Origin of the sequence: Pseudomonas triticicola, assembly GCF_019145375.1 — a bacterium.
GTDB lineage: Bacteria > Pseudomonadota > Gammaproteobacteria > Pseudomonadales > Pseudomonadaceae > Aquipseudomonas > Aquipseudomonas triticicola.
This window is the reverse complement of sequence record NZ_JAHSTX010000001.1, coordinates 1,935,464-1,957,434: the sequence shown is the minus strand read 5'-3', so window position 1 is coordinate 1,957,434 and position 21,971 is coordinate 1,935,464. Positions and strand designations below refer to the sequence as shown.

The 21,971-nt window shown below is 62.3% G+C and carries 19 protein-coding genes; 17 read left to right on the top strand and 2 right to left on the bottom strand.

Annotation, left to right across the window (positions count from 1 at the left end):
* Positions 1-220: 220 nt before the first annotated feature.
* Together yghU and KVG85_RS08700 are read right to left on the bottom strand one after the other, a co-directional pair.
* On the bottom strand, positions 221-1,060 hold the full coding sequence (gene yghU, locus KVG85_RS08705; RefSeq protein ID WP_217863583.1) for a glutathione-dependent disulfide-bond oxidoreductase: 840 nt from the start codon (positions 1,058-1,060) through the stop codon (positions 221-223).
* 230 nt (positions 1,061-1,290) lie between these two features.
* Positions 1,291-1,794 (bottom strand): cupin, encoded by a 504-nt coding sequence (locus KVG85_RS08700; protein ID WP_217863582.1) that lies wholly within the window; start codon positions 1,792-1,794, stop codon positions 1,291-1,293.
* A gap of 181 nt (positions 1,795-1,975) precedes the next feature.
* Here KVG85_RS08700 and KVG85_RS08695 point away from each other — a divergent pair, with 181 nt between their 5' ends.
* The 17 genes from KVG85_RS08695 (at position 1,976) to KVG85_RS08615 (ending at position 21,941) form a co-directional block, all read left to right on the top strand.
* Complete coding sequence (locus KVG85_RS08695; RefSeq protein WP_217863581.1) at positions 1,976-3,763, top strand: thiamine pyrophosphate-requiring protein; 1,788 nt, start codon at positions 1,976-1,978, stop codon at positions 3,761-3,763.
* Positions 3,764-3,773: 10 nt separating this feature from the next.
* On the top strand, positions 3,774-4,511 hold the full coding sequence (locus KVG85_RS08690; protein WP_217863580.1) for a DUF72 domain-containing protein: 738 nt from the start codon (positions 3,774-3,776) through the stop codon (positions 4,509-4,511).
* A gap of 74 nt (positions 4,512-4,585) precedes the next feature.
* A complete protein-coding gene (locus tag KVG85_RS08685) occupies positions 4,586-5,473 on the top strand; it encodes a Dyp-type peroxidase (protein WP_217863579.1) in 888 nt (295 codons plus the stop codon).
* Positions 5,474-5,482: 9 nt separating this feature from the next.
* Positions 5,483-6,448, top strand: a complete 966-nt coding sequence (locus KVG85_RS08680) for a Gfo/Idh/MocA family protein (RefSeq protein ID WP_217863578.1) — start codon at positions 5,483-5,485, stop codon at positions 6,446-6,448.
* Between the two features lie 226 nt (positions 6,449-6,674).
* Positions 6,675-7,427: a GntR family transcriptional regulator gene (locus KVG85_RS08675; RefSeq protein WP_217863577.1), complete on the top strand. Its 753-nt coding sequence runs from the start codon at positions 6,675-6,677 to the stop codon at positions 7,425-7,427.
* Positions 7,424-9,154 (top strand): fumarate reductase/succinate dehydrogenase flavoprotein subunit, encoded by a 1,731-nt coding sequence (locus tag KVG85_RS08670; RefSeq protein WP_217863576.1) that lies wholly within the window; start codon positions 7,424-7,426, stop codon positions 9,152-9,154. Before KVG85_RS08675 ends, KVG85_RS08670 begins: the two co-directional genes overlap by 4 nt.
* Positions 9,155-9,181: 27 nt before the next feature.
* Complete coding sequence (locus KVG85_RS08665) at positions 9,182-9,427, top strand: 4Fe-4S dicluster domain-containing protein (RefSeq protein ID WP_003225615.1); 246 nt, start codon at positions 9,182-9,184, stop codon at positions 9,425-9,427.
* A 210-nt stretch (positions 9,428-9,637) separates the two neighbouring features.
* On the top strand, positions 9,638-11,062 hold the full coding sequence (locus tag KVG85_RS08660) for an ABC transporter substrate-binding protein (protein ID WP_217864954.1): 1,425 nt from the start codon (positions 9,638-9,640) through the stop codon (positions 11,060-11,062).
* Between the two features lie 215 nt (positions 11,063-11,277).
* Positions 11,278-12,057 carry an ABC transporter permease gene (locus KVG85_RS08655; protein ID WP_217863575.1) on the top strand — a complete coding sequence of 260 codons (780 nt, stop codon included), beginning with the start codon at positions 11,278-11,280 and terminating at the stop codon, positions 12,055-12,057.
* Complete coding sequence (locus KVG85_RS08650; protein ID WP_217863574.1) at positions 12,057-12,905, top strand: ABC transporter ATP-binding protein; 849 nt, start codon at positions 12,057-12,059, stop codon at positions 12,903-12,905. The genes KVG85_RS08655 and KVG85_RS08650 overlap by 1 nt, the downstream gene beginning before the upstream one ends.
* Positions 12,902-13,864 (top strand): HEAT repeat domain-containing protein, encoded by a 963-nt coding sequence (locus KVG85_RS08645; RefSeq protein WP_217863573.1) that lies wholly within the window; start codon positions 12,902-12,904, stop codon positions 13,862-13,864. The genes KVG85_RS08650 and KVG85_RS08645 overlap by 4 nt, the downstream gene beginning before the upstream one ends.
* Positions 13,861-14,139: a DUF971 domain-containing protein gene (locus KVG85_RS08640; protein ID WP_217863572.1), complete on the top strand. Its 279-nt coding sequence runs from the start codon at positions 13,861-13,863 to the stop codon at positions 14,137-14,139. Before KVG85_RS08645 ends, KVG85_RS08640 begins: the two co-directional genes overlap by 4 nt.
* 194 nt (positions 14,140-14,333) lie before the next feature.
* The gene (gene lexA, locus KVG85_RS08635; protein WP_076563218.1) at positions 14,334-14,951 is read left to right on the top strand and encodes a transcriptional repressor LexA; all 618 of its coding nucleotides are present in this window, start codon (positions 14,334-14,336) and stop codon (positions 14,949-14,951) included.
* The gene (imuA, locus tag KVG85_RS08630) at positions 14,951-15,568 is read left to right on the top strand and encodes a translesion DNA synthesis-associated protein ImuA (protein ID WP_024012713.1); all 618 of its coding nucleotides are present in this window, start codon (positions 14,951-14,953) and stop codon (positions 15,566-15,568) included. The genes lexA and imuA overlap by 1 nt, the downstream gene beginning before the upstream one ends.
* Positions 15,569-15,573: 5 nt before the next feature.
* On the top strand, positions 15,574-16,989 hold the full coding sequence (locus tag KVG85_RS08625) for a Y-family DNA polymerase (RefSeq protein ID WP_110645671.1): 1,416 nt from the start codon (positions 15,574-15,576) through the stop codon (positions 16,987-16,989).
* Positions 16,986-20,063 carry an error-prone DNA polymerase gene (locus KVG85_RS08620; RefSeq protein WP_217863571.1) on the top strand — a complete coding sequence of 1,026 codons (3,078 nt, stop codon included), beginning with the start codon at positions 16,986-16,988 and terminating at the stop codon, positions 20,061-20,063. Before KVG85_RS08625 ends, KVG85_RS08620 begins: the two co-directional genes overlap by 4 nt.
* A 1,188-nt stretch (positions 20,064-21,251) precedes the next feature.
* A complete protein-coding gene (locus KVG85_RS08615; RefSeq protein ID WP_217863570.1) occupies positions 21,252-21,941 on the top strand; it encodes a GntR family transcriptional regulator in 690 nt (229 codons plus the stop codon).
* Positions 21,942-21,971 lie beyond the last annotated feature (30 nt).

Genomic DNA, 21,971 nt, shown 5'->3' with positions numbered 1-21,971 from the left:
AAGAATTATTCGCATTAGTATGTCGGAAGTTTCCGGGGGAATAAACCCCTACGAGTCAGTTAGTTAATGATTTTTTCACAATTGGATTCGATGGCCTTCGGACGCAAATGTGGGAGCGAGCCTGCTCGCGAAGGCGGTGGGTCATTCAACAGATTCGTTGTCTGATACTCCGCTTTCGCGAGCAGGCTCGCTCCCACAGGGTGATGCGTTTTTTCTGAAATCAGTCCAGATCCTTCGCCCCATGCCGCTCCGGCACCTGACTGTCTTCATCACCCCAGGTGCGATTCACTCGCTGCCCACGGATGATCGCTGGCCGCTTGGCGATTTCTTCGGCCCAGCGCTGCACATGGCTGTACTCATGAGCGGCGAGAAATTCCGCCGCCGAGTAGACGTTGTTGCGCACCAACTGCCCGTACCACGGCCAAACGGCGATGTCGGCAATGGTGTAATCCTCGCCGGCCAGATAGGCGTTGTCGGCGAGGCGGCGATTGAGCACATCCAGTTGCCGTTTGGCTTCCATGGTGAAGCGGTTGATCGGGTATTCGAGCTTCTCCGGCGCATACGCGTAGAAATGCCCGAAACCCCCGCCCAGATACGGTGCCGAGCCCATTTGCCAGAACAGCCAGTTGAGGGTTTCGGTGCGACCGGCCGGATCCTTGGGCAGCAAGGCGCCGAACTTTTCCGCGAGATACAGCAGGATCGAGCCGGACTCGAACACCCGGATCGGGGGCTCGACGCTGCGATCCAGCAGCGCCGGGATTTTCGAATTCGGGTTGACCTCGACAAAACCGCTGGAGAACTGATCGCCCTCGCCAATGCGGATCAGCCAGGCGTCGTATTCGGCCTCGCTGTGGCCGAGTGCGAGCAACTCTTCGAGCATGATGGTGACCTTGACGCCGTTGGGCGTGGCCAGCGAATACAGCTGCAACGGATGCTTGCCGACCGGCAGTTCCTTGTCGTGGGTCGGCCCGGCGATCGGCCGGTTGATGCTGGCGAAGTGGCCGCCGGAAGGAGCTTCGTGTTTCCAGACCTTGGGCGGAACGTAAGACGCATTGCTCATGAAACGGACCTCGTCGATGCTGGGAGAGAACAGGTAGACACCGTAGGGAAAATTTCCGGCGGGTGCCAGCGGTGAGTGCGGTTATTCATATTGAATGATGCAAACCGATCTGCCGCCTTCGCGAGCAGGCTCGCTCCCACAGGGGTATGTATTGGACAGAGAAACAGGGTTCACCCGTATTCATTGTGGGAGCGAGCCTGCTCGCGAAAGCGTCGGCAGGGTCGCCGCGCCTAATGGCTCCAATACCGCCCAACCGCACCCCCGAGTCCCTGCACCGGATCTGTCTCAGGAAACGCCAGCCCCGCAATCCGCGCCAACTGCGCATCACTCGGCGCGGCCCGGCAAATATCCGCCTGCTGCCCCGGCGGATAAGCACCCACCACCAGAAAGTCCTCGCTCGAGCCCAGATTGCAGTGCCCGGTCCCGGCCGGCAGCAACAGCACATCACCGGCGCTGACGTCGACGACTTGCCCATCAGGCCCGCCCAACATCAACCGCGCCTGCCCGGCCGCCACGCCAAGCACTTCGTGGCCTTCAGTGTGATAGTGGTGATAGTCATAAATGCCGTAGCGCCACTGCGCCGGCCAGCCATTGGCGCCGAACGTCTGCTCGAAGCGCGCCGCCGGATCGTCGCCTTCAACGGCAATCGCGCTGCGGTAGATCAGCACTGGCAGACGCGGATTGTTCGGCACCCAGTCATTGCGTTGAAGCAGCAGGGTTTGTATTTCAGTCATGGCCAATCCTCCTTCGCTCGATTTATCAGTCGACCACAGAGCAGGGCGCATGCCTCAAAAAAACATTCCCGCGCAAACACGGTGCCTGAGCCCATGCCCGTGCAATCCAGCGAAACTTCATCGCGCAGCGGGCTGTCCAGACCCTTACATGTCCATGCAGCGGTAAATGGCGAGGGTCAAGATGACGATGACAGTAGGTGATTTTCTGGTTGAGCGGCTCAGCGAATGGGGCGTCACGCGAATTTTTGGTTATCCGGGGGATGGCATCAATGGCGTTTTCGGCGCCATGAGCCGGGCCAAAGGCAAAATCGAATTTGTCCAGGCGCGGCATGAAGAAATGGCCGCGTTCATGGCCTCGGCCCACGCCAAGTTTACCGGCGAGCTGGGCGTGTGCATCGCTACTTCCGGCCCCGGCGCTTCGCACCTGATCACCGGTCTCTACGATGCGCGCATGGACCACATGCCGGTGCTGGCCATCGTCGGTCAGCAGGCGCGCACGGCGCTGGGCAGTCACTACCAGCAGGAACTGGATCTGGTGTCGATGTTCAAGGATGTCGCCGGTGCGTTTGTGCAGCAGGCTTCGGCGCCGTCGCAAGTGCGCCATCTGCTTGATCGCGCGGTGCGCACTGCGGTCGGCGAGCGCCGCGTCACCGCGCTGATTCTGCCCAATGACTTGCAGGATCTGCCTTACGAACAACCCGCGCGCGCCCATGGCACCGCGCATTCCGGCGTCGGCTACAGCAAGCCGAAAGTCGTTCCTTATGCAGCCGATCTGCAACGCGCCGCCGAGGTACTGAACAGTGGCGAGAAAGTCGCGATTCTGGTGGGTGCCGGCGCGCTGGAGGCGACCGATCTGGTCGTCGCCGTGGCGGAAAAGCTCGGCGCGGGCGTCGCCAAGGCGCTGTTGGGCAAAGCAGCGTTGCCAGACGATTTGCAGTGGGTCACCGGCAGCATCGGCCTGCTCGGCACCGAGCCCAGCTACAAGCTGATGAGCGAGTGCGACACCTTGCTGATGATCGGGTCGGGCTTCCCGTATTCCGAGTTTCTGCCCAAGGAAGGCCAGGCGCGCGGCGTGCAGATCGACTTGCAGCCGGACATGCTCAGCCTGCGTTATCCGATGGAGGTCAATCTGGTCGGTGATTCAGCGGAAACCCTTGCCGCATTGCTGCCCTTGCTGGAACAGAAAACCTCGAACAAGTGGCGCAAGAAGATCGAAGGCTGGCGCAGCAGCTGGGAGAAAACCCTGGAAAAACGCGCCATGGCCAAAGCCGATCCAGTCAATCCGCAACGGGTGGTCTACGAGTTGTCGCCGCGTTTGCCCGAGCAGGCGATTATCACCAGCGACTCTGGCTCTTGCGCCAACTGGTTCGCCCGCGATCTGAAAATCCGTCGCGGCATGAAATGCTCGTTGTCCGGTGGCCTGGCCTCGATGGGCGCGGCGGTGCCCTATGCGATCGCGGCCAAGTTCGCCTTCCCGGAACGCCCGGTCATTGCCCTGGTCGGCGACGGCGCGATGCAGATGAACAACATGGCCGAGCTGATCACTGTCGCCAAATACTGGCGGCAATGGCAGAGCCCGAAATGGATCTGCGCGGTGTTCAACAATGAAGACCTCAACCAGGTCACCTGGGAGCAGCGGGTAATGGAGGGTGATCCCAAATTCGAAGCGTCGCAGAGCATTCCTGATGTGCCGTATCACCTGTTCGCGATTTCCATCGGCCTCAAGTGCATTTTCGTTGATCGCGAGGAAGAGGTCGCCGCTGCGTGGGAACAGGCACTCGCCTCGGAAGTGCCGGTGCTGATCGAGTTCAAGACCGACCCGAACGTGCCGCCGTTGCCGCCGCACATCAAGCTTGAGCAAGCGAAGAAATTCGCCACGACCCTGCTCAAGGGCGATCCGGACGAAGCCGGGGTGATCGTGCAGACCGCCAAGCAGGTGTTGGGCGCCGTGTTGCCCGGGAAGAAATGACGGTGTGCGCTTGAACGAGTCAACCATCTACATCGGTTGCGCCGGCTGGAGTCTCGGGCGCGAGCACTGGCCGGCATTCCCCGCCGAAGGCACGCACCTGCAACGCTACGCCGCGCGCTTCAACTGTGTGGAAATCAACAGCTCGTTCTACCGCCCGCATCGGCATCAGACCTACGAACGCTGGGCCGACTCGGTAGCGCCGGACTTTCGCTTCGCCGTGAAAGTGCCGAAGCTCATCACCCATGAACAGCGGCTGGCGGACAGCGCGGCCGCGCTCGATGGGTTTCTCGGACAGTGCCAGGGCTTGGGTGATCGACTCGGCTGCCTGCTGGTGCAACTGCCACCGAAACTTGCCTTCGATGCGCCGGTGGCCGAGGCGTTTTTTCATGCCCTGCGCGAGCGGTTCAAGGGCAGTGTAGTGCTGGAGCCGCGACACGAATCGTGGACTGAGGCTGAGGCAATGCTGGTGGATTTGCAGATTGCCCAGGCGGTGGTCGATCCCTCGCGGATCAGCAGCGACACCGCGCCGGGTGGCTGGCAAGGCCTGCAGTATTGGCGCCTGCACGGCTCGCCACGGATTTATCACAGCGCTTATGAAGCGGCCTATCTGCACCAGCTTGCTCAGAACCTGCGGCGCGCGAAGGCCGACGGCAAAGACATCTGGTGTATCTTCGACAACACCGCCAGCGGTGCCGCCACGGCCGATGCGCTGACTTTGAGGGCGTTGATCGAAGGCGGTGAACGCTGAACGACGACGCTCTCGCCACCCACACAAACGATCCGGCTACAGGTAAACTCCGCGCACTTTTTCAAGGAGTTCACATGAGTTACTACCAGCCGGGCATTCTCGCTACCCCTGTTCCTGCGCAAGCACGTCATCTGTTTTTCGCCCTGGCGTCGGTTGAAGCCTTGCCGCAAGCGATCGACAGCCTGCTGATGCTGGTGGATGGCAAGTCGGCGGTGGTTGGCTTTGGTGAGTCGTTGACCAAGGCGCTGAATGTCGAAATCGCCGGCCTGCGCAGCTTCCCGGCGCTGACCGGCTTTGGCGTGAACAACCCGTCGACCCAGCATGCCCTGTGGATCTGGCTGCACGGTGTCGACCGTGGTGAACTGCTCAACCGCTGCAACGCTATCGAGGCCGCGCTGGCCCCGGCCTTGCGTCTGGTAGAGATGCAGGAAGCCTTCCGCCACATGGACGGCCACGACCTCACCGGTTACGAAGACGGCACGGAAAACCCCCACGATGACGCCGCTGTCGCCGCCGCGCTGCTGAGCTCCGGCGCTGACGGGCTGGTCGGTGGCAGCTTCGCCGCGATCCAGCAATGGCAGCACGATCTCAAGGGTTTTCATCGCCTGTCTGCCGGCGCCAAGGACGACATCATGGGACGGCGCTTGAGCGATAACGAAGAAATCGACGACGCGCCGATCTCCGCCCACGTCAAACGCACCGCGCAAGAGAGCTTCGCGCCGGAAGCGTTCGTCGTGCGCCGCTCGATGCCATGGATTGAAGGCGATCGCGCCGGTTTGATGTTCCTCGCTTTCGGTTTCTCGCTGGATGCCTTCGAAGCACAGCTGCGGCGCATGAGCGGTCTGGAGGACGGTATTGCCGATGGCTTGTACCAGATCAGTCGGCCGATCACCGGCGGCTACTACTGGTGCCCGCCGCTCAAGGACGGACGCCTTGATCTGCGCGCGTTGCGCATCGGCTGAGGACTGAAGATGAGCGTGGTGCGCTGGGGCATGATCGGTTGTGGCAGTGTCGCTGAACGCAAGAGCGGGCCGGCCTTTTACAAGGCACCCGGTTCGGCACTGGTCGCGGTGATGGGTCGACGCCTCGAAGCCGTCACCGATTACGCTTCGCGCCACGGTATCAGCCGCGTCTATACCGATGTCGATGCGCTGATCAACGACCCCGAAGTCGACGCGGTGTACATCGCCACACCACCCGACAGCCACCATGCCTACAGCCTGAAAGTCGCCGCCGCCGGCAAGCATTGCTGCGTGGAAAAGCCCATGGCGCTCAACGCCGGGCAAAGCCGCGAGATGCAGCAAGCGTTTGCCGCTGCCGGTCTGCACTTGTTCGTCTCCTATTACCGCCGCTCGCTGCCGCGCTTCGCTCAGGTGCGGCAATGGCTGGAGGAGGGGCGCATCGGCGATGTCCGCCATCTGAGCTGGACACTGACCAAAGCACCGTCGCCGGCTGATCTTGAAGGTCGGGAGAATTGGCGCACCGATCCGGCGGTGGCTGGCGGCGGCTACTTTGCCGACCTGGCGAGCCATGGCCTGGACCTGTTTCAGTATCTGCTTGGCGACATCGTTGAAGTCGCCGGTTTCACCGCGCGTCAGGCGGGTCTGTACGCGGCGGAAGATGCGGTCAGCGCCACCTGGCGGTTCGCTTCCGGAGCGCTGGGCATGGGCTGCTGGAACTTTGTTGCGGACCGGCGTGAAGATCGGGTCGAGATCATCGGCAGCAAAGGGCGGATCGGGTTTTCGGTGTTTGACGAGCATCCGGTGCAGCTGTTCGCCGACGAGCAGCTCAGCCTGGAGATTGCTCATCACGAGCATATTCAGTGGCATCACGTGCTGGGGATGAATGCGCATATTCGTGGTGATTCACAGCATCCCGCCGTGGCCGAGCAAGCCGTCAAGACCGATTGGGTAATGGACGAGATCCTCAAACGCTGAATAGCTCACGATCTCCTGTGGGAGCGAGCCTGCTCGCGAAAGCATCCTGTCAGTCAGTATTTTGGTGACTGACACACCACTTTCGCGAGCAGGCTCGCTCCCACAGGTCTCCCACAGATTTTGCCGGCGCAACGCGCATCTAAGGTTATGCCCAAACAATATTTCTCAACCTCGTCATCACATCTCTAAGATCACGTCATAACTCGTTATGACAAGTGATCCGACGATGACCGATAACGTTCTCTCCCTCAGTAGCGTTCCGCTGCACACCCAACTGCGCGACGTCCTGCGTGCGCGGATTCTCGACGGTGAATACCCGCAAGACAGTCAGATGCCTTCCGAAAGCGAACTCGGTGCGCTGTTCAAAATCAGCCGCATCACCGTGCGCCAAGCCTTGGGTGATCTGCAAAAGGAAGGTCTGATCTTCAAGATCCATGGCAAGGGCACCTTTGTCGCCAAGCCGAAAACCTTTCAGAACGTCAGCAGCCTGCAAGGCCTCGCCGAGTCGATGACCGGGCGCGGCTACGAGGTGATCAACCGCCTGCGCAGTTTCAAATTCATTCCGGCCGACAAGCGTGTCGCCGAGCGTCTGCAGGTGGCCGAAGGTGAGATCGTCGCGCAGATCAAACGCGTGCGCCTGATCAACCGCGAGCCGATCTCGCTGGAAATCACCTACCTGCCCAAAGCGGTCGGCGAGCGACTGGAGAAGGCGGATCTGGTCACCCGCGACATCTTTCTGATCCTCGAAAACGACTGCGGCATCGCCCTTGGCCACGCCGATCTGGCCATCGACGCAGTGCTGGCCGACAGCGACCTGACCCAGGCACTCAACGTCGAGGCGGGCTCGCCGATCATGCGCATCGAGCGCCTGACCCACGATGCCCACGGCCAGCCGCTGGACTTCGAACACCTTTATTACCGTGGCGATGCGTTCCAGTACCGCCTGCGGATCGACCGGCAAAAAGGGGAGCAGGCATGACCCGCAACGTTCTAGAGCAGGAATACGACATCGTCGTGATTGGCGGCGGTACGGCCGGGCCGATGGCGGCGATCAAGGCCAAAGAGAAGAACCGCGATTTGCGCGTTTTGCTGGTAGACAAGGCCAACGTCAAGCGCAGCGGCGCGATCAGCATGGGCATGGACGGCCTGAACAACGCCATCATTCCCGGCCACTCGACACCGGAGCAGTACACCAAGGAAATCACCATCGCCAATGACGGCATCGTCAATCAGGCGGCGGTCTACGCCTATGCGACGCACAGTTTTGAAACCATCGAACAACTCGACCGCTGGGGCGTGAAGTTCGAGAAAGACGAGACCGGTGACTACGCGGTAAAAAAGGTCCACCACATGGGCGCCTATGTGCTGCCGATGCCGGAAGGGCACGACATCAAGAAAGTCCTGTATCGGCAGTTGAAACGCGCGCGGGTAAGCATCACCAATCGCCTGGTCTGCACGCGTTTGCTGACCGACGAGGAGGGCGCGGTCAACGGTGTGATGGGCTTCGATTGCCGCACCGCCGACTTCCATGTGATCAAGGCCAAAGCGGTGATTCTCGCCTGCGGCGCGGCCGGGCGCCTCGGTCTGCCATCGTCTGGCTACTTGATGGGCACCTACGAGAACCCGACCAATGCGGGCGACGGCTACGCGATGGCCTATCACGCAGGCGCCGAACTGGCCAATCTTGAGTGCTTTCAGATCAACCCGCTGATCAAGGATTACAACGGCCCGGCCTGCGCCTACGTCACCGGCCCGCTGGGTGGCTACACCGCCAACAACAAGGGCGAACGCTTCATCGAGTGCGATTACTGGAGCGGACAGATGATGTGGGAGTTCCATCAGGAACTGGAAAGCGGCAACGGTCCGGTGTTCCTCAAGCTCGACCATCTGGCCGAGGAAACCATCCAGAACATCGAGGAAATCCTGCACAGCAACGAGCGTCCGAGCCGTGGCCAGTTCCACGCCAATCGCGGCACTGACTACCGCACGCAGATGGTCGAAATGCACATTTCGGAAATCGGTTTTTGCAGCGGCCACTCGGCGTCCGGCGTGTGGGTCAACGAGCGTGCCGAGACTTCAGTCAAAGGCTTGTACTCGGCGGGCGACATGGCTGCGGTGCCGCACAATTACATGCTTGGCGCGTTCACTTATGGCTGGTTCGCCGGGCACAACGCGGCGGAGTTTGTCGCCGGTCGCGAGTTTTCCGCACTGGACAGCGAGCAGATCGCCAAGGAGAAAGCCCGGGTCTACGCGCCGCTCGATCGCCAGGAAGGTCTGCCGCCGGCGCAGGTCGAATACAAGCTGCGGCGCTTCGTCAACGACTACCTGCAACCGCCGAAAGTGACCAAGAAGATGCAGATCGGCCTGCAGCGCTTCAGTGACATCGAGCGCGATCTTGAGCAGATGAAAGCCAACAACGCTCACGAACTGATGCGAGCGATGGAAACCAGCGTGATCCGCGACTGTGCCGAAATGGCCGCCCGCGCTTCGTTGTTCCGCGCCGAAAGCCGCTGGGGCCTGTACCACTATCGCGTCGATCATCCGCAACGCAACGACGCCGATTGGTTCTGCCACTGCCATCTGAAGAAGGGCGAGGACGGGCGCATGACCAGTTTCAAGAAAGCCGTCGAGCCTTACATCATCCCGCTCGATGCTGAGGAAATGCAGGCTTACGACCGCCTGCGGGTCGGCGCCTTCGCCGCTTGAGACATCATTTTTCAGAGAGTCCGAACCATGGCTTATCAAGCTCAGGAAATCTTCTTCCGCTCCAACGCGCCGGTCACCGTCGACGAGGACAAATGCATCGCGGAAAAGGGCTGCACCGTGTGCGTCGACGTCTGCCCGATGGACCTGCTGGCGATCAACCCGGCCACGCAAAAGGCCTACATGGCGTTCGATGAATGCTGGTACTGCATGCCGTGCGAGAAGGATTGCCCGACTGGGGCGGTGAAGGTCGACATCCCCTATTTATTGCGTTGACCCCAAATCCATTGTGGGAGCGAGCCTGCTCGCGAAAGCAATCACTCATTCAACAATGACGGTGACTGACCCGCCGCCTTCGCGAGCAGGCTCGCTCCCACATTGCAATTGTGATTATCCAATAGCCATCCGGTGAACCCCGGACGCTGAATGCAAACACCCCTCGTTTCCCACCGCGCCCCGATCGCGGCGGAGACGAACTTCAAACAAATGATTCGAGGGGAAACACTCATGTTGCGTGCAGCACTTGCTGGGCTGGTCCTGGCCTCATTCACCTTGTCGGCCTCGGCCGAAACCATCCGCATCGCCATCGGCACTCAGGACACCACCATCAACTGCGCCGCCGGCGGCCTGTTGATCCGTGAACTCGGTCTGCTGGAAAAATACCTGCCCCACGATGGCGCCTACAAAGACGCGAAGTACGACGTGCAGTGGAAAAACTTCACCAGTGGCGCACCGCTGACCAATGAGATGGTCGCCGGCAAGCTCGACTTCGGCGCCATGGCCGATTTCCCCGGTGCGTTCAATGGCGTGGCGTTCGAAACGGCGGGCAAGCACAGCCTGTTCATCAGCGTGCTGTCGGGCAGCATCAAGGGCAGCGGCAACGGCATCGTCGTGCCGAGCGCTTCGTCGGTGCAGAGCCTCAGCGAACTCAAGGGCAAGACCATTTCGGTGCCGTTCGCCTCGACGGCTCACGGTATGTTGCTGCGCGCCGTGGCAGAGCAGGGCTGGGACCCGCTCAAGGATGTCAACATCATCGCCCAGCCACCGGAAGTCGCCGGCTCGGCATTGCAGGCCGGCAAGATCGACGCTCACGCCGATTTCGTGCCCTTCGCCGAGCTGTTCCCGAGCCGTGGTTTCGCCCGCAAGATCTACGACGGCGCCCAGGCCAACGCGCCGACCTTCCATGGCGCACTGGTGGATCAGGCCTACGCCAAAAAGTATCCGGAAATCGTCGTCGCCTACCTGCGTGCGAGCATCGAAGCCAACCAAATGCTCGCCGCCGAACCGGAGAAGTACAGCGAACTGATCGCCAAGGTCACCGGCGTCGATGCCGAGGTCAACTACCTGTTCCATGGCCCGTTGGGCGTGCAGACTCGCGACCTGAGCTGGAAGCCTGAATATCGCCAGGCCGTCGGTACCGCCATCGATACCCTGAAGCTGCTGAAGAAAGCCGATCGCGGGCTCGACCTGAACAGCTTCATCGACGACCAGTACATCCGCGCCGCGTTCAAGGCTGCGAACCTCGATTACACCGCGCAACTGGCCAACTACGCGCAGACGCCATTGCCGGGTGTGGATGCGACTACGGGCAAAGCCATCACCGACGTCAGCCATGTCGCGGAAATCTGGGTGCGTGGCGAGGAAAAAGTCCGCCGTTATGGCTCGGCTGAAGCGGCGTTCACCGCGCTGGCGGGGTTGAAGCAGGAGGGCCAGAACATTCGTGCGGTTTATGCGCAGGCCAGTGACAGCGGGATCAAGTTGCTCGCTGAACAGGCGTGGTTTGCCAGCGATGCCAAGGGCCGTCTCAGCGCATTTCTGCTCAAGGGCCAAGCGCAGCAATACGCTGCGGCGCAGGGTGGCAAGGTATTCGATTTCAGCGATGCGACTGCGCAAGCCGTTGCCGCGCGCTGAAGATCAAAAGCCCCTCACCCTAACCCTCTCCCAAAGGGAGAGGGGACTGACCGAGTTGTTGGTGAGAGATACGCCGGCGTGAAGTACCGAGTCGAACTCAGGTCGTGAAAAGCACGCAAATCGGCTCCCTTTCCCCCTCGCCCCCCTGGGGGAGAGGGCTGGGGTGAGGGGGTAAATCACAGCCATCACACAGAACCCGAACTGGAAACCGGACTATGAAAACACCGTTGCGCTGGACATCAAGAGCCGCCTCACTGCTGCTCTGCCTGCTCTTCTGGCAACTCGCCGCCAGCCACCACTGGAACCTCGGCCTGGTCACCTTTGCCAACGTGCCGACGCCACTGGCGGTAATCGAAGCCGCGCTGGGCCTGGGCGACTCCGGCAAACTCTGGCAGCACCTGAGCAGCAGCCTCGGCCGCGTCTTCGCCGGTTACGTGGCGGCGTTGATCCTCGGCATCGCCCTGGGCCTGGCCATCGGCCGGTCGAAATGGGCCGAAGACATTCTGCTGCCACCACTGGAAGTCCTGCGCCCGATCCCCGCCGTGGCCTGGATTCCGCTGGCGATCCTGATGTTTCCGTCCTCGGAATTGTCGATGGTCTTTATCACCTTCACCGGCGCGCTGTTCCCGATCCTGCTCAACACCGTGCACGGCGTCGAAGGCGTCGATCCACGCCTGATCGCCTCGGCAAAAAGCCTCGGAGCAGGGCGCCGGGCGATTCTGCTGGAAGTAATCCTGCCGGGCGCTGCGCCGAGCATCATTACCGGCCTGGCGATCGGCATGGGCACTTCGTGGTTCTGCCTGGTGACGGCGGAAATGATCTCCGGGCAGTTCGGTATCGGTTACTACACATGGGAGTCCTACACCATTCAGAACTACGCCGACATTGTTGTCGGCATGCTCCTGATCGGCGTGTTGGGCATGGGCAGCAGTTGGCTGATCAAACGCTTGGGCGGCTTGTTCACGCCTTGGCATCGACCGCGAGGCAAAGCCTGATGAGCGTCATGCAAACCCCGGAAGGGCGGATCGACATTCGCCAGTTGTCCATCGTCCTCGGCCAGGGCCGCGAAGCCTTCGAAGCGGTGCAGGGCCTCGATTGCCAGATCGAACCCGGCCAGTTCGTGTGCATTCTCGGCCCGTCCGGTTGCGGCAAATCGACCTTGCTCGGCGCCCTGGCCGGACACTTGAATGGCAGTACCGGCAGCTTGAAAGTCGACGGCAGCGCGGTAAACGGCCCGTCGCCGCAACGCGGCATGGTGTTCCAGCATCACACGCTGTTCCCGTGGCGTACGGTGCGCGACAACGTCGCCTTCGGCCTGAAGATGCGCGGCGTCGGCAAGACTGAGCGCCGTCGCGCCGCTGACGACATCCTCAAACTGGTCGGCCTCGAAGGCTTTGCCGAGCGCTGGCCTGATCAGCTCTCCGGAGGCATGCAGCAGCGGGTGGAGATCGCCCGGGTGCTGGTCAATCGCCCGCGCCTGTTGCTGATGGACGAGCCGTTCGGCGCGCTGGATGCGCTGACCCGCTTGAACATGCAGGAACTGCTGCTGGACATCTGGACGCGCATCCGCACCACGGTGGTTTTCGTCACCCATGACATCGAAGAGGCGCTGTTTCTAGCCGATCGCTTGCTGGTAATGAGCGCCCGGCCCGGGCAAACCATCGAAGACCTGCGTCTGGACTTTCCACGCCCGCGTACCAGTGAACTGGTGACCAGCCCCGAGTTCGCTCGCCTGAAACGCCATTGCCTCGACCTGCTGCGCCACGACAACGACCGACCGCTGCCGCGCCTCAACCCGCTCGGCCTGCCTCCTGAAAACCCTTTGCCGCGATTTGCCCTATGACCTCTATTTTTGCTGTGACCGACAACGAAGACATCCTCGCCCTGCAACCGCGCCTGACGGCTGAAGACGCTGGCGTGCGGCGCATTGCCCTGATTGATCTGGCCGATCTGGAGGAACCGGATGGTTTGCTCTGGCTGGTTGATCGACTCCGGCAGGATCCTGCCGAGGACGTTCGCGCTGAAGCCGCACGATTGCTCGAAGCGTGGGAGGATGAGGCGGTCGTGCAAGCCTTGTGCGAAGCACTGACGGATCCGTCGCCCGCCGTGCAATCGGCGGCGGCGCAAAGTCTGAGTCTGCTCAAGACTGCGCAAGCGGGGCGGGTGATTCTGCCGTGGACCGCACATGCCGATGTCAGTGTGCGCATCGCCGCCTTTCGGGCGTTACGCGAACTGCGCTTCGCCGAGGCCGCGCCGGCTGCCGTCGCCGCGTTGGAGGACACCGATGCCAATGTCCGTCGCGAAGCGGTGGGTGTGCTCGGCTGGCTCAAACTGCTCGACGCGCTGCCAGCCTTGGCCCGCCTGGCCAGCGACGATCCGGACACCGAAGTGCGCCGCGCCGCGACGGGTGCGCTGGGTCTGGCGAGCGACGCCGAAGTATTGCCAGCGTTGCGCCAGGCTTTGCGCGACCCTGCCTGGCAAGTGCGCGAAGAAGCTGCGACCACGCTGGGCAAGGTTGGCCACAGCGACGCCGGCCCGGCCTTGGTCGAAGCGCTGAGCGATGATTATTGGCAAGTGCGTCTGCGCGCCACTCGCAGCCTCGGCCGCTTGCGCTTCGTCCCGGCGCTGGACGCGCTGGTCGACACCCTCGGCCACCGCATCAGCAATCTGCGCAAGGAGGCCGCGCTGGCCCTCGGTGAATTGAACGATCGCGGCGCCGTGGCCGCGTTACAGGCAGCGCAGGACGACGGCGACCCGGAAGTGCGCAAAGCCGTGCGCATCGCTCTGAGTCAGTTGCAATGAATCCGCTGGCGGTGGGCAACTCGCAGAGTGCTCGCACGTTGCGCCTGAGCTGGCCGGACGGGCGCGAATCGCTGCTCAGGCATGCCGATCTGCGCCGGCAATGCCCGTGCTCGCAATGCCGCGCATTTCGCCTGCGCGGCGTCACGCCGCTGGTTGATGATCGCGTGCGCCTGATCGAGGTCAATCCACAGGGTTATGGCGTGCAACTGGTGTTCAGCGATGGCCATCAACGCGGGATTTACCCGTGGGAGTACTTGGCGCAACTGGATTCTTGACTTTTCCTGGCCCCCTGTGGGAGCGAGCCTGCTCGCGAAAGCGTAGTGTCAGGCGACGATGATAATGAATGTGCCGACGCCTTCGCGAGCAGGCTCGCTCCCACAGGGAGTGTGTTCACAGATTGATCTGATTGCAGCTGCGTCGGCTTGCGCCGACTGGCGGTTCTTGTCAGGCATTTCCCACAGGAGTACAAATGTACTCCATGACGAACCTCACTCCCCGCCGTACCGCCATTCTGACCTTTATCCGCGATCGCATCGCCGAGCACGGTCAGCCCCCAAGCCTCGCTGAAATCAGCGAGGCTTTTGGTTTTGCCTCGCGCAGCGTGGCGCGCAAGCATGTGCTGGCGCTCACCGAAGCCGGTTTTATCGAAGTCAATCCGCATCAGGCCCGGGGCATTCGCCTGCTCGGTCAGCCACCGCGTCCGGAATTGCTGGAGATCCCCGTACTCGGTCGCGTTGCCGCCGGTGCGCCGATTGGCGCCGATGCCGATATCCATAACCGTTTGCTGCTCGACCCGGCGCTGTTCTCCCGCACCCCGGATTACATGCTGCGGGTGCAGGGCGACTCGATGATCGAAGACGGCATTCTCGATGGCGATCTGGTCGGTGTGCGGCGTAATCCCGAGGCGCTGAACGGCCAGATCGTCGTTGCGCGTCTGGACGGTGAAGTCACCATCAAACGCTTCGAACGGGTCGGGGATGAAGTGCGCCTGCTGCCGCGCAACCCGGCCTATCAGCCCATCGTTGTGCGTAACGATCAGGATCTGGCAATCGAAGGCGTGTTCTGTGGTCTGGTGAGGCAAGGCTGATGGGCGCCGTCGTTGCGTTGGATACGCTGTTCAATGGCGGCCAGGTCTGGCGCGGCAGGCCTGCGCCACCGGCGGCGAGTCCGCAGCCGACCGGGCATGCGGGACTGGACGCAGCTCTGCCCAGCGGCGGCTGGCCGGAAGCGGCGCTGAGTGAAATCCTTCTCGCCGGCCCCGGTGTCGGCGAGCTGCAGCTGGTCTGGCCAACCCTGGCGCGATTGTCCGCGGCCGGTGAGCGCATCGTGCTGGTGGCGCCGCCGTTCGTGCCGTACCCGCAGGCCTGGGCCAATGCCGGAGTCGATCTGCGCCAGTTGTCGGTGATTCAGGCCAGCGAGCGCGATGCCTTGTGGGCGGCGGAGCAATGCCTGCGCTCGGGCAGTTGCGGCGCGGTGCTGTGCTGGCCGAACAAGGCCGATGACCGAGCCTTGCGACGCTTGCAGGTGGCGGCGGAAACCGGCCAGACCCTGGCCTTTGCCTGGCGCCCGTTGAGCGAAGCGGTCAATCCGTCACCGGCAGCGTTACGCATAGCCATCGATGCCAAACCGGCGCAGCTACGTGTGCTCAAGTGCCGTGGCGGCCTGGCGCGTGCTACGCCGATTGCCTTTGCCGTGGGGCACTGATTGTCATGCGCTGGGTATGTATCCTGTTTCCGCAATTGGCTCTCGACGCCGTGCTGCGTCAGCGGCCCGACCCTGAAGAGCCGCTGGTCCTGCTCAGCGGCCCGGCCCAGCGGCGGGTGCTGCAAGCGGTTAATCCGGCGGCACGCAAACTCGGCCTGCGTCCTGGCATGTCGATGACCGCCGCGCAAGCCATGAGCAAAGGCTTTGCCACCGCCGATTACGAGGTGGCCGAGGTCGAGCACTGGCAGCAGTTTCTCGCCGCTTGGGCCTATCGCTTCAGCGCGCAGGTCAGCGTGCATTACCCGCGTACCGTGGTGTTCGAGATCGAATCCAGCCTGGGACTGTTCGGTACCTGGCCGCAATTTGAAGCTCGCCTGCGCCAGGAATTGAAAGATCTGGGCTTTCGCCATCGCATCGTCGCCGCGCCGAACCCGGTGGCGGCGCGAGTGCTGGCCAATGCCTACGATGGCTTGGTGGTGCCGGACGGTGAGGCTTTGCAGCATCATCTCGGGCAGTTGCCTGTTGATCGTGTGGGGCTGGAGCCGAATGTCGCCACGGCGTTGTCGCGCATGGGCCTGCGCAATCTCAGTCAGGTGCAAAGCCTGCCACGCCAGGCACTGGCCCGGCGTTTCGAAGCGCAGATGCTCAAGCACCTCGACACGCTGTTCGGCGCACGCCCTCTGGCGCTGGCGTTCTATCTGCCGCCCGACCGTTTCGATATCCGCATCGAACTGAATTTCGACGTGCAATCCCATCAAGCCTTGCTGTTCCCGTTACGGCGCTTGACCGGCGATTTGTCGGCGTTCCTCTGCGGGCGCGACAGTGGCGTGCAGCGTTTTGACCTGCATCTGGAACACGCCGGGCTGCCGGACACAGTGATCAAGGTCGGCCTGCTCAGCGCCGAGCGTGACGCGGCGATGCTCTTCGAACTGGCCCGTGGCCGGCTGGAGCAAGTCCAGGTCGAAGCACCGGTGCGTGGTTTTCGCTTGCGCGCCGAAGACCTGCCGAGTTTCGTTCCGCAGTATCAGGAGCTGTTCGACGACCGCCCGCAGCAGACCTTGCCCTGGGAGCAATTGCGCGAACGCCTGCGCGCACGGCTGGGTGATGACGCGGTGCAGGGGCTGCGCTTTCAGGCCGATCATCGCCCTGAGTGCGCGTGGCAGAGCGCCGTCGACAAGCAGCCTTGCACGGGGTTGCCCAGCGTGCAGCGTCCGGGCTGGCTGCTCAACGAACCGCAAAGCGTGCCGGAAGGTTCGGCGCGGATTCTCATGGGGCCGGAGCGCATCGAATCCGGTTGGTGGGACGGTGGCGACGTGCGGCGTGATTACTACCTGATCCAGAACCGCGCCGGTCAGCAGGGCTGGGCCTGGCGGGCGGTGGGTGAGGGCGGTCCGCTGTGGCTGCAAGGCTGGTTCGCATGAGTGCCGATTACGCCGAACTGCATTGCCTGTCGAACTTCAGTTTCCAGCGCGGAGCCTCGAGCGCGCTGGAACTGTTTCAGCGGGCGAAAAAGCACGGCTATCAGGCGCTGGCGATCACCGACGAATGTACCCTGGCCGGCATCGTTCGTGCGTGGCAAGCGGCGAAGTCCGTTGAGTTGCCGCTAATCATCGGCAGCGAGATACGCATCGACAACGGCCCGAAACTGGTGCTGCTGGTGGAAAACCTTGCCGGTTATCAGGCCTTGTGCGGCTTGATCACCCAGGCTCGGCGGCGTACGCAGAAAGGCCAGTATCAGGTGCAGCGGGAAGACTTCGCCGAAGCGCTGCCGGGTTTGCTGGTGTTGTGGGTGCCGGATTCAGTGGATGACCGGGAAGAAGGGCGCTGGCTGAAACAAACCTTCGGCGACCGCCTGTGGCTCACGGTGCAACTGCATCGCGGGCAGAACGATCAGCAGCGACTATCGGCATTGTTGGCTCTGGCGGCTGAGTTGCAGATTCCAGCCGTGGCCAGCGGCGATGTGCACATGCACGCCCGGGGGCGCCGTGCCTTGCAGGACACCATGACCGCGATCCGTCATCACGTCCCCGTGGCCGAAGCGGGTCTGCGCCTGCACCCCAATGGCGAGCGGCATTTGCGTTGCCTCGATGAGCTGCGCGCCCTGTATCCGCCGGACTTGCTCGAAGCGTCGCTAAAACTGGCCAGACGCTGCACCTTCGATCTGAGCGAGCTGCGCTATCAGTACCCGAAAGAGCTGGTGCCCGAGGGCCACAGTGCCAGTTCCTGGTTGCGCCATCTGACCGAGGAGGGCATTGCCTGGCGCTGGCCGAAAGGGCCTCAGGCCAAGGTGCTCAAGCAGATCGATGACGAGCTGCAATTGATCGCCGAGCTCGGCTACGAAAGCTATTTCCTCACCGTGCACGACGTGGTGCGCTTTGCCCGCACACAGAAAATCCTCTGTCAGGGCCGTGGTTCGGCAGCCAACTCGGCGGTGTGTTATGCCTTGGGCATCACCGAAATCGACCCGGAGCGCACCACCCTATTGTTCGAACGTTTCATGTCCAAAGAGCGCAACGAGCCGCCGGACATCGATGTCGATTTCGAGCACGAGCGCCGCGAAGAAGTCCTGCAATACGTGTTCAACCGTTACGGCCGGCGTCGTGCGGCGCTGACGGCGGTGGTCAGCACCTATCACGCCACCGGTGCCGTGCGCGATGTGGCCAAGGCCCTCGGCCTGCCGCCGGATCAGATCAACGCGCTGGCCGACTGCTGCGGGCGCTGGAGCGATGAGACGCCGCCGCTGGAACGTTTGCGTGAAGGCGGCTTCGACCCGGAGAGTCCGGTGCTGCGCCGGGTGCTGAGCCTGACCGGGCAACTGATCGGCTTCCCCCGGCATCTGTCGCAGCATCCCGGCGGTTTTGTGATTTCCGAGCAGCCGCTGGACACCTTGGTGCCGGTCGAAAACGCGGCAATGGCCGACCGCACCATCATTCAGTGGGACAAGGACGACCTCGATGCGGTCGGCCTGCTCAAGGTGGATATCCTCGCCTTGGGCATGCTCAGCGCGATTCGCCGCTGCTTCGACCTGCTGCGCCGGCATCGTGATCTGAACCTGACGCTCGCGACGATCCCCGCCGAAGACAAACCGACCTACGCAATGATCAGCCGCGCCGATACCGTCGGCGTGTTCCAGATCGAGTCGCGGGCGCAGATGTCGATGCTGCCGCGCCTGAAGCCTAAGACCTTCTACGATCTGGTGATTGAAGTGGCGATCGTCCGGCCCGGGCCGATTCAGGGCGGCATGGTTCATCCGTATCTGCGCCGACGTAATAACGAAGAGGCGGAAACCTATCCGTCGCCGGCGCTCGAAGTCGTACTCAAAAGAACCCTTGGCGTGCCGTTGTTCCAGGAACAGGTCATGCAGATCGCCATCGTTGCTGCCGACTATAGCCCCGGCGACGCCGATCAGTTGCGCCGCTCGATGGCAGCTTGGAAACGCCATGGCGGACTGGAGCCGCACAAGGAACGCCTCGCCGCCGGCATGAAAAAGAACGGCTACACACCGGAATTCGCTGCGCAGATCTTCGAGCAGATCAAAGGCTTCGGCAGTTACGGCTTCCCCGAATCCCACGCCGCCAGTTTTGCCTTGCTGACCTACGCCAGTTGCTGGCTCAAGTGTCACGAGCCGGCAGCGTTCGCCTGCGCATTGATCAACAGTTGGCCGATGGGCTTTTACAGCCCGGACCAGATTCTGCAGGATGCGCGTCGGCACCAATTGCAGATCCGTCCGGTGGACGTGCGCGCCAGCGAGTGGGATTGCAGCCTCGAACCGCTGAGTGCCGGGCAACCGGCGATTCGCATGGGCCTGCGCATGATCAAGGGCTTTCGCGAAGAAGATGCCCGGCGCATCGAAGCCGCGCGCCGCCACGGGGCGTTTGCCGATGTTGCCGATTTGGGCGAGCGCGCCGCTCTCGACAGTCGTGCGCAGGCCTTGCTGGCAGACTCCGGCGCTTTGCGTGGCCTGGCCGGGCATCGCCATCGCGCGCGCTGGGAAGTGGCCGGGGTGCAGAAACAGCTAGGCCTGTTCGCCGGCCTGCCCAACGAGGAAGAAGTCAAAATCGTCCTGCCCAAACCCAGCGTTGGCGAAGACCTGCATGCTGATTACGCCACGGTGGGGACGACGCTGGGGCCGCACCCGTTGGCATTGCTGCGTGGCGAGTTGCAGGCCCGGCGCTGCCGCAGCTCGCGGGAATTGATGGATGTTGAACATGGCCGGCCCGTGAGCGTGGCCGGCCTGGTTACCGGCCGACAGCGACCCGGTACGGCCAGCGGGGTGACGTTCGTGACCCTGGAAGACGAGTTCGGCAACGTCAACGTGGTGGTCTGGCGTGACCTGGCCGAGCGTCAGCGCCAAGTGCTGGTGGGGTCGCAATTGCTCAAGGTCGACGGCCGCTGGGAACGCGAAGGCGATGTGCGCCACCTGATCGCCGGGCGCATGAGCGACCTGAGCCCGCTGCTCAACGGCATTCACGTGCAGAGCCGCGATTTCCACTGACCTTTGTGGCAGCGAGCCTGCTCGCGAAAGCGCAGCGTCAGGCGATGACAATGTTGACTGTGCCGCCGCCTTCGCGAGCAGGCTCGCTCCCACAGGGACTTTGGTTGCAACGAAGATAGTCGATCTGCCCCGTATCAGTGTGGCAGCGAGCCTGCTCGCGAAAGCGCAGTGTCAGGCAATGACGATGTTGAATGTGCCGGCGCCTTCGCGAGCAGGCTCGCTCCCACAGGGATTTTGGTTGCGATGAAGATGGTCGATCTGCCCCGGATCAGTGTGGGAGCGAGCTTGCTCGCGAAAGCGGACTGTCAGGCGATGACGATGTTGACTGTGCCGCCGCCTTCGCGAGCAGGCTCGCTCCCACAGGGATTTTGGTTGCGATGAAGATGGTCGATCTGCCCCGGATCAGTGTGGGAGCGAGCCTGCTCGCGAAAGCGCAGTGTCAGGCGATGACGATGTTGACTGTGCCGGCGCCTTCGCGAGCAGGCTCGCTCCCACAGGGATTTTGGTTGCGATGAAGATGGTCGATCTGCCCCGGATCAGTGTGGGAGCGAGCCTGCTCGCGAAAGCGCAGTGTCAGGCGATGACGATGTTGACTGTGCCGGCGCCTTCGCGAGCAGGCTCGCTCCCACAGGGACTTTGGTTGCTCTGGAGATGGTCGATCTACCCCGTATCAGTGTGGGAGCGAGCCTGCTCGCGAAAGCGCAGTGTCAGGCAATGACGATGTTGAATGTGCCGCCGCCTTCGCGAGCAAGCTCGCTCCCACAGGGATTTTGGTTGCGATGAAGATGGTCGATCTGCCCCGTATCAGTGTGGGAGCGAGCTTGCTCGCGAAAGCGCAGTGTCAGGCGATGACGATGTTGACTGTGCCGGCGCCTTCGCGAGCAGGCTCGCTCCCACAGGGATTTTGGTTGCGCTGGCGATGGTCGATCTGCCCCGTATCAATGTGGGAGCGAGCCTGCTCGCGAAAGCGGACTGTCAGGCAATGACGATGTTGACTGTGCCAGCGCCTTCGCGAGCAGGCTCGCTCCCACAGGTTTTGGCTGTTTATTCAAAATCGAGATAAATCAAAAGGCTGCACCTTTGGGCCGAAGGCAGATATTCTGCGCTTCACACTGGTACGGGAACCCGATCAATCTCCATGGCCAGCCACTGCCAGGATGAATTGCCCGACGCCAAAGGAGTGTTCGAATGAGCGAAAAGAAGCTGGAAACCACGGTCGATCGCGTCTACCAAGGGGTTTACGCGGCGATCAGCAAGCGTTCGTTGCGCCCGGGCATGAAGCTGGGCGAGGCCTCGCTGGCCGAGCTGTTCAATGTCAGCCGCACCTCGGTGCGTGCTGCGCTCAAGCAGTTGGAAGCCGATGGTCTGGTCACCACCGAGCCCAACAAAGGTGCATCGGTGTCGCTGCCCAGTGACGCAGAGCTGCGTTCCTTGTTCGAAACCCGGCGTCTGATCGAGATCGGCATCGTCACCGAACTGTGCCGGCGTAGAGACAGCGTTGCCATGCAGGATCTGCGTGAGCACTTGTTACTGGAAGACGCCGCCCATGCGGCCGGCGACCATGAACGGTTGATCCATCTCCTCGGCGAATTCCACCTCAAACTGGCGCGCAGCCTGAACAATCCGGTGCTGCTTGACTGGTTCCAGAAGCTGATCTCGCGGGCCTCGCTGTATGCCGCCGCGCTCGATGACGACAGCCACCAGGCTTGCCGCGACGATGAACACCTGCGTTTGCTTGAGTACATCGAAGCCGGTAATCAGAGCGCCGCGATCGAACTGACCTGCACGCACCTCAATGGAATCGAGAAGGCGATCCTCGACGTCGCGGCGAAAATGAAAACCGGCTATCACCCACTCAAGCACTTGATTGGCGTCTGAATGGCTCTGCGTCGCAAATCGGCTATACCT

What these genes read in the sequence shown, in the direction of transcription:
- yghU (WP_217863583.1), bottom strand. Translation starts at nt 1,060, where the DNA reads ATGAGCAATGCGTCTTACGTTCCGCCCAAGGTCTGGAAACACGAAGCT.
- KVG85_RS08700 (WP_217863582.1), bottom strand. Translation starts at nt 1,794, where the DNA reads ATGACTGAAATACAAACCCTGCTGCTTCAACGCAATGACTGGGTGCCG.
- KVG85_RS08695 (WP_217863581.1), top strand. Translation starts at nt 1,976, where the DNA reads ATGACGATGACAGTAGGTGATTTTCTGGTTGAGCGGCTCAGCGAATGG.
- KVG85_RS08685 (WP_217863579.1), top strand. Translation starts at nt 4,586, where the DNA reads ATGAGTTACTACCAGCCGGGCATTCTCGCTACCCCTGTTCCTGCGCAA.
- KVG85_RS08680 (WP_217863578.1), top strand. Translation starts at nt 5,483, where the DNA reads ATGAGCGTGGTGCGCTGGGGCATGATCGGTTGTGGCAGTGTCGCTGAA.
- KVG85_RS08675 (WP_217863577.1), top strand. Translation starts at nt 6,675, where the DNA reads ATGACCGATAACGTTCTCTCCCTCAGTAGCGTTCCGCTGCACACCCAA.
- KVG85_RS08670 (WP_217863576.1), top strand. Translation starts at nt 7,424, where the DNA reads ATGACCCGCAACGTTCTAGAGCAGGAATACGACATCGTCGTGATTGGC.
- KVG85_RS08665 (WP_003225615.1), top strand. Translation starts at nt 9,182, where the DNA reads ATGGCTTATCAAGCTCAGGAAATCTTCTTCCGCTCCAACGCGCCGGTC.
- KVG85_RS08660 (WP_217864954.1), top strand. Translation starts at nt 9,638, where the DNA reads ATGATTCGAGGGGAAACACTCATGTTGCGTGCAGCACTTGCTGGGCTG.
- KVG85_RS08655 (WP_217863575.1), top strand. Translation starts at nt 11,278, where the DNA reads ATGAAAACACCGTTGCGCTGGACATCAAGAGCCGCCTCACTGCTGCTC.
- KVG85_RS08650 (WP_217863574.1), top strand. Translation starts at nt 12,057, where the DNA reads ATGAGCGTCATGCAAACCCCGGAAGGGCGGATCGACATTCGCCAGTTG.
- KVG85_RS08645 (WP_217863573.1), top strand. Translation starts at nt 12,902, where the DNA reads ATGACCTCTATTTTTGCTGTGACCGACAACGAAGACATCCTCGCCCTG.
- KVG85_RS08640 (WP_217863572.1), top strand. Translation starts at nt 13,861, where the DNA reads ATGAATCCGCTGGCGGTGGGCAACTCGCAGAGTGCTCGCACGTTGCGC.
- lexA (WP_076563218.1), top strand. Translation starts at nt 14,334, where the DNA reads ATGTACTCCATGACGAACCTCACTCCCCGCCGTACCGCCATTCTGACC.
- imuA (WP_024012713.1), top strand. Translation starts at nt 14,951, where the DNA reads ATGGGCGCCGTCGTTGCGTTGGATACGCTGTTCAATGGCGGCCAGGTC.
- KVG85_RS08625 (WP_110645671.1), top strand. Translation starts at nt 15,574, where the DNA reads ATGCGCTGGGTATGTATCCTGTTTCCGCAATTGGCTCTCGACGCCGTG.
- KVG85_RS08620 (WP_217863571.1), top strand. Translation starts at nt 16,986, where the DNA reads ATGAGTGCCGATTACGCCGAACTGCATTGCCTGTCGAACTTCAGTTTC.
- KVG85_RS08615 (WP_217863570.1), top strand. Translation starts at nt 21,252, where the DNA reads ATGAGCGAAAAGAAGCTGGAAACCACGGTCGATCGCGTCTACCAAGGG.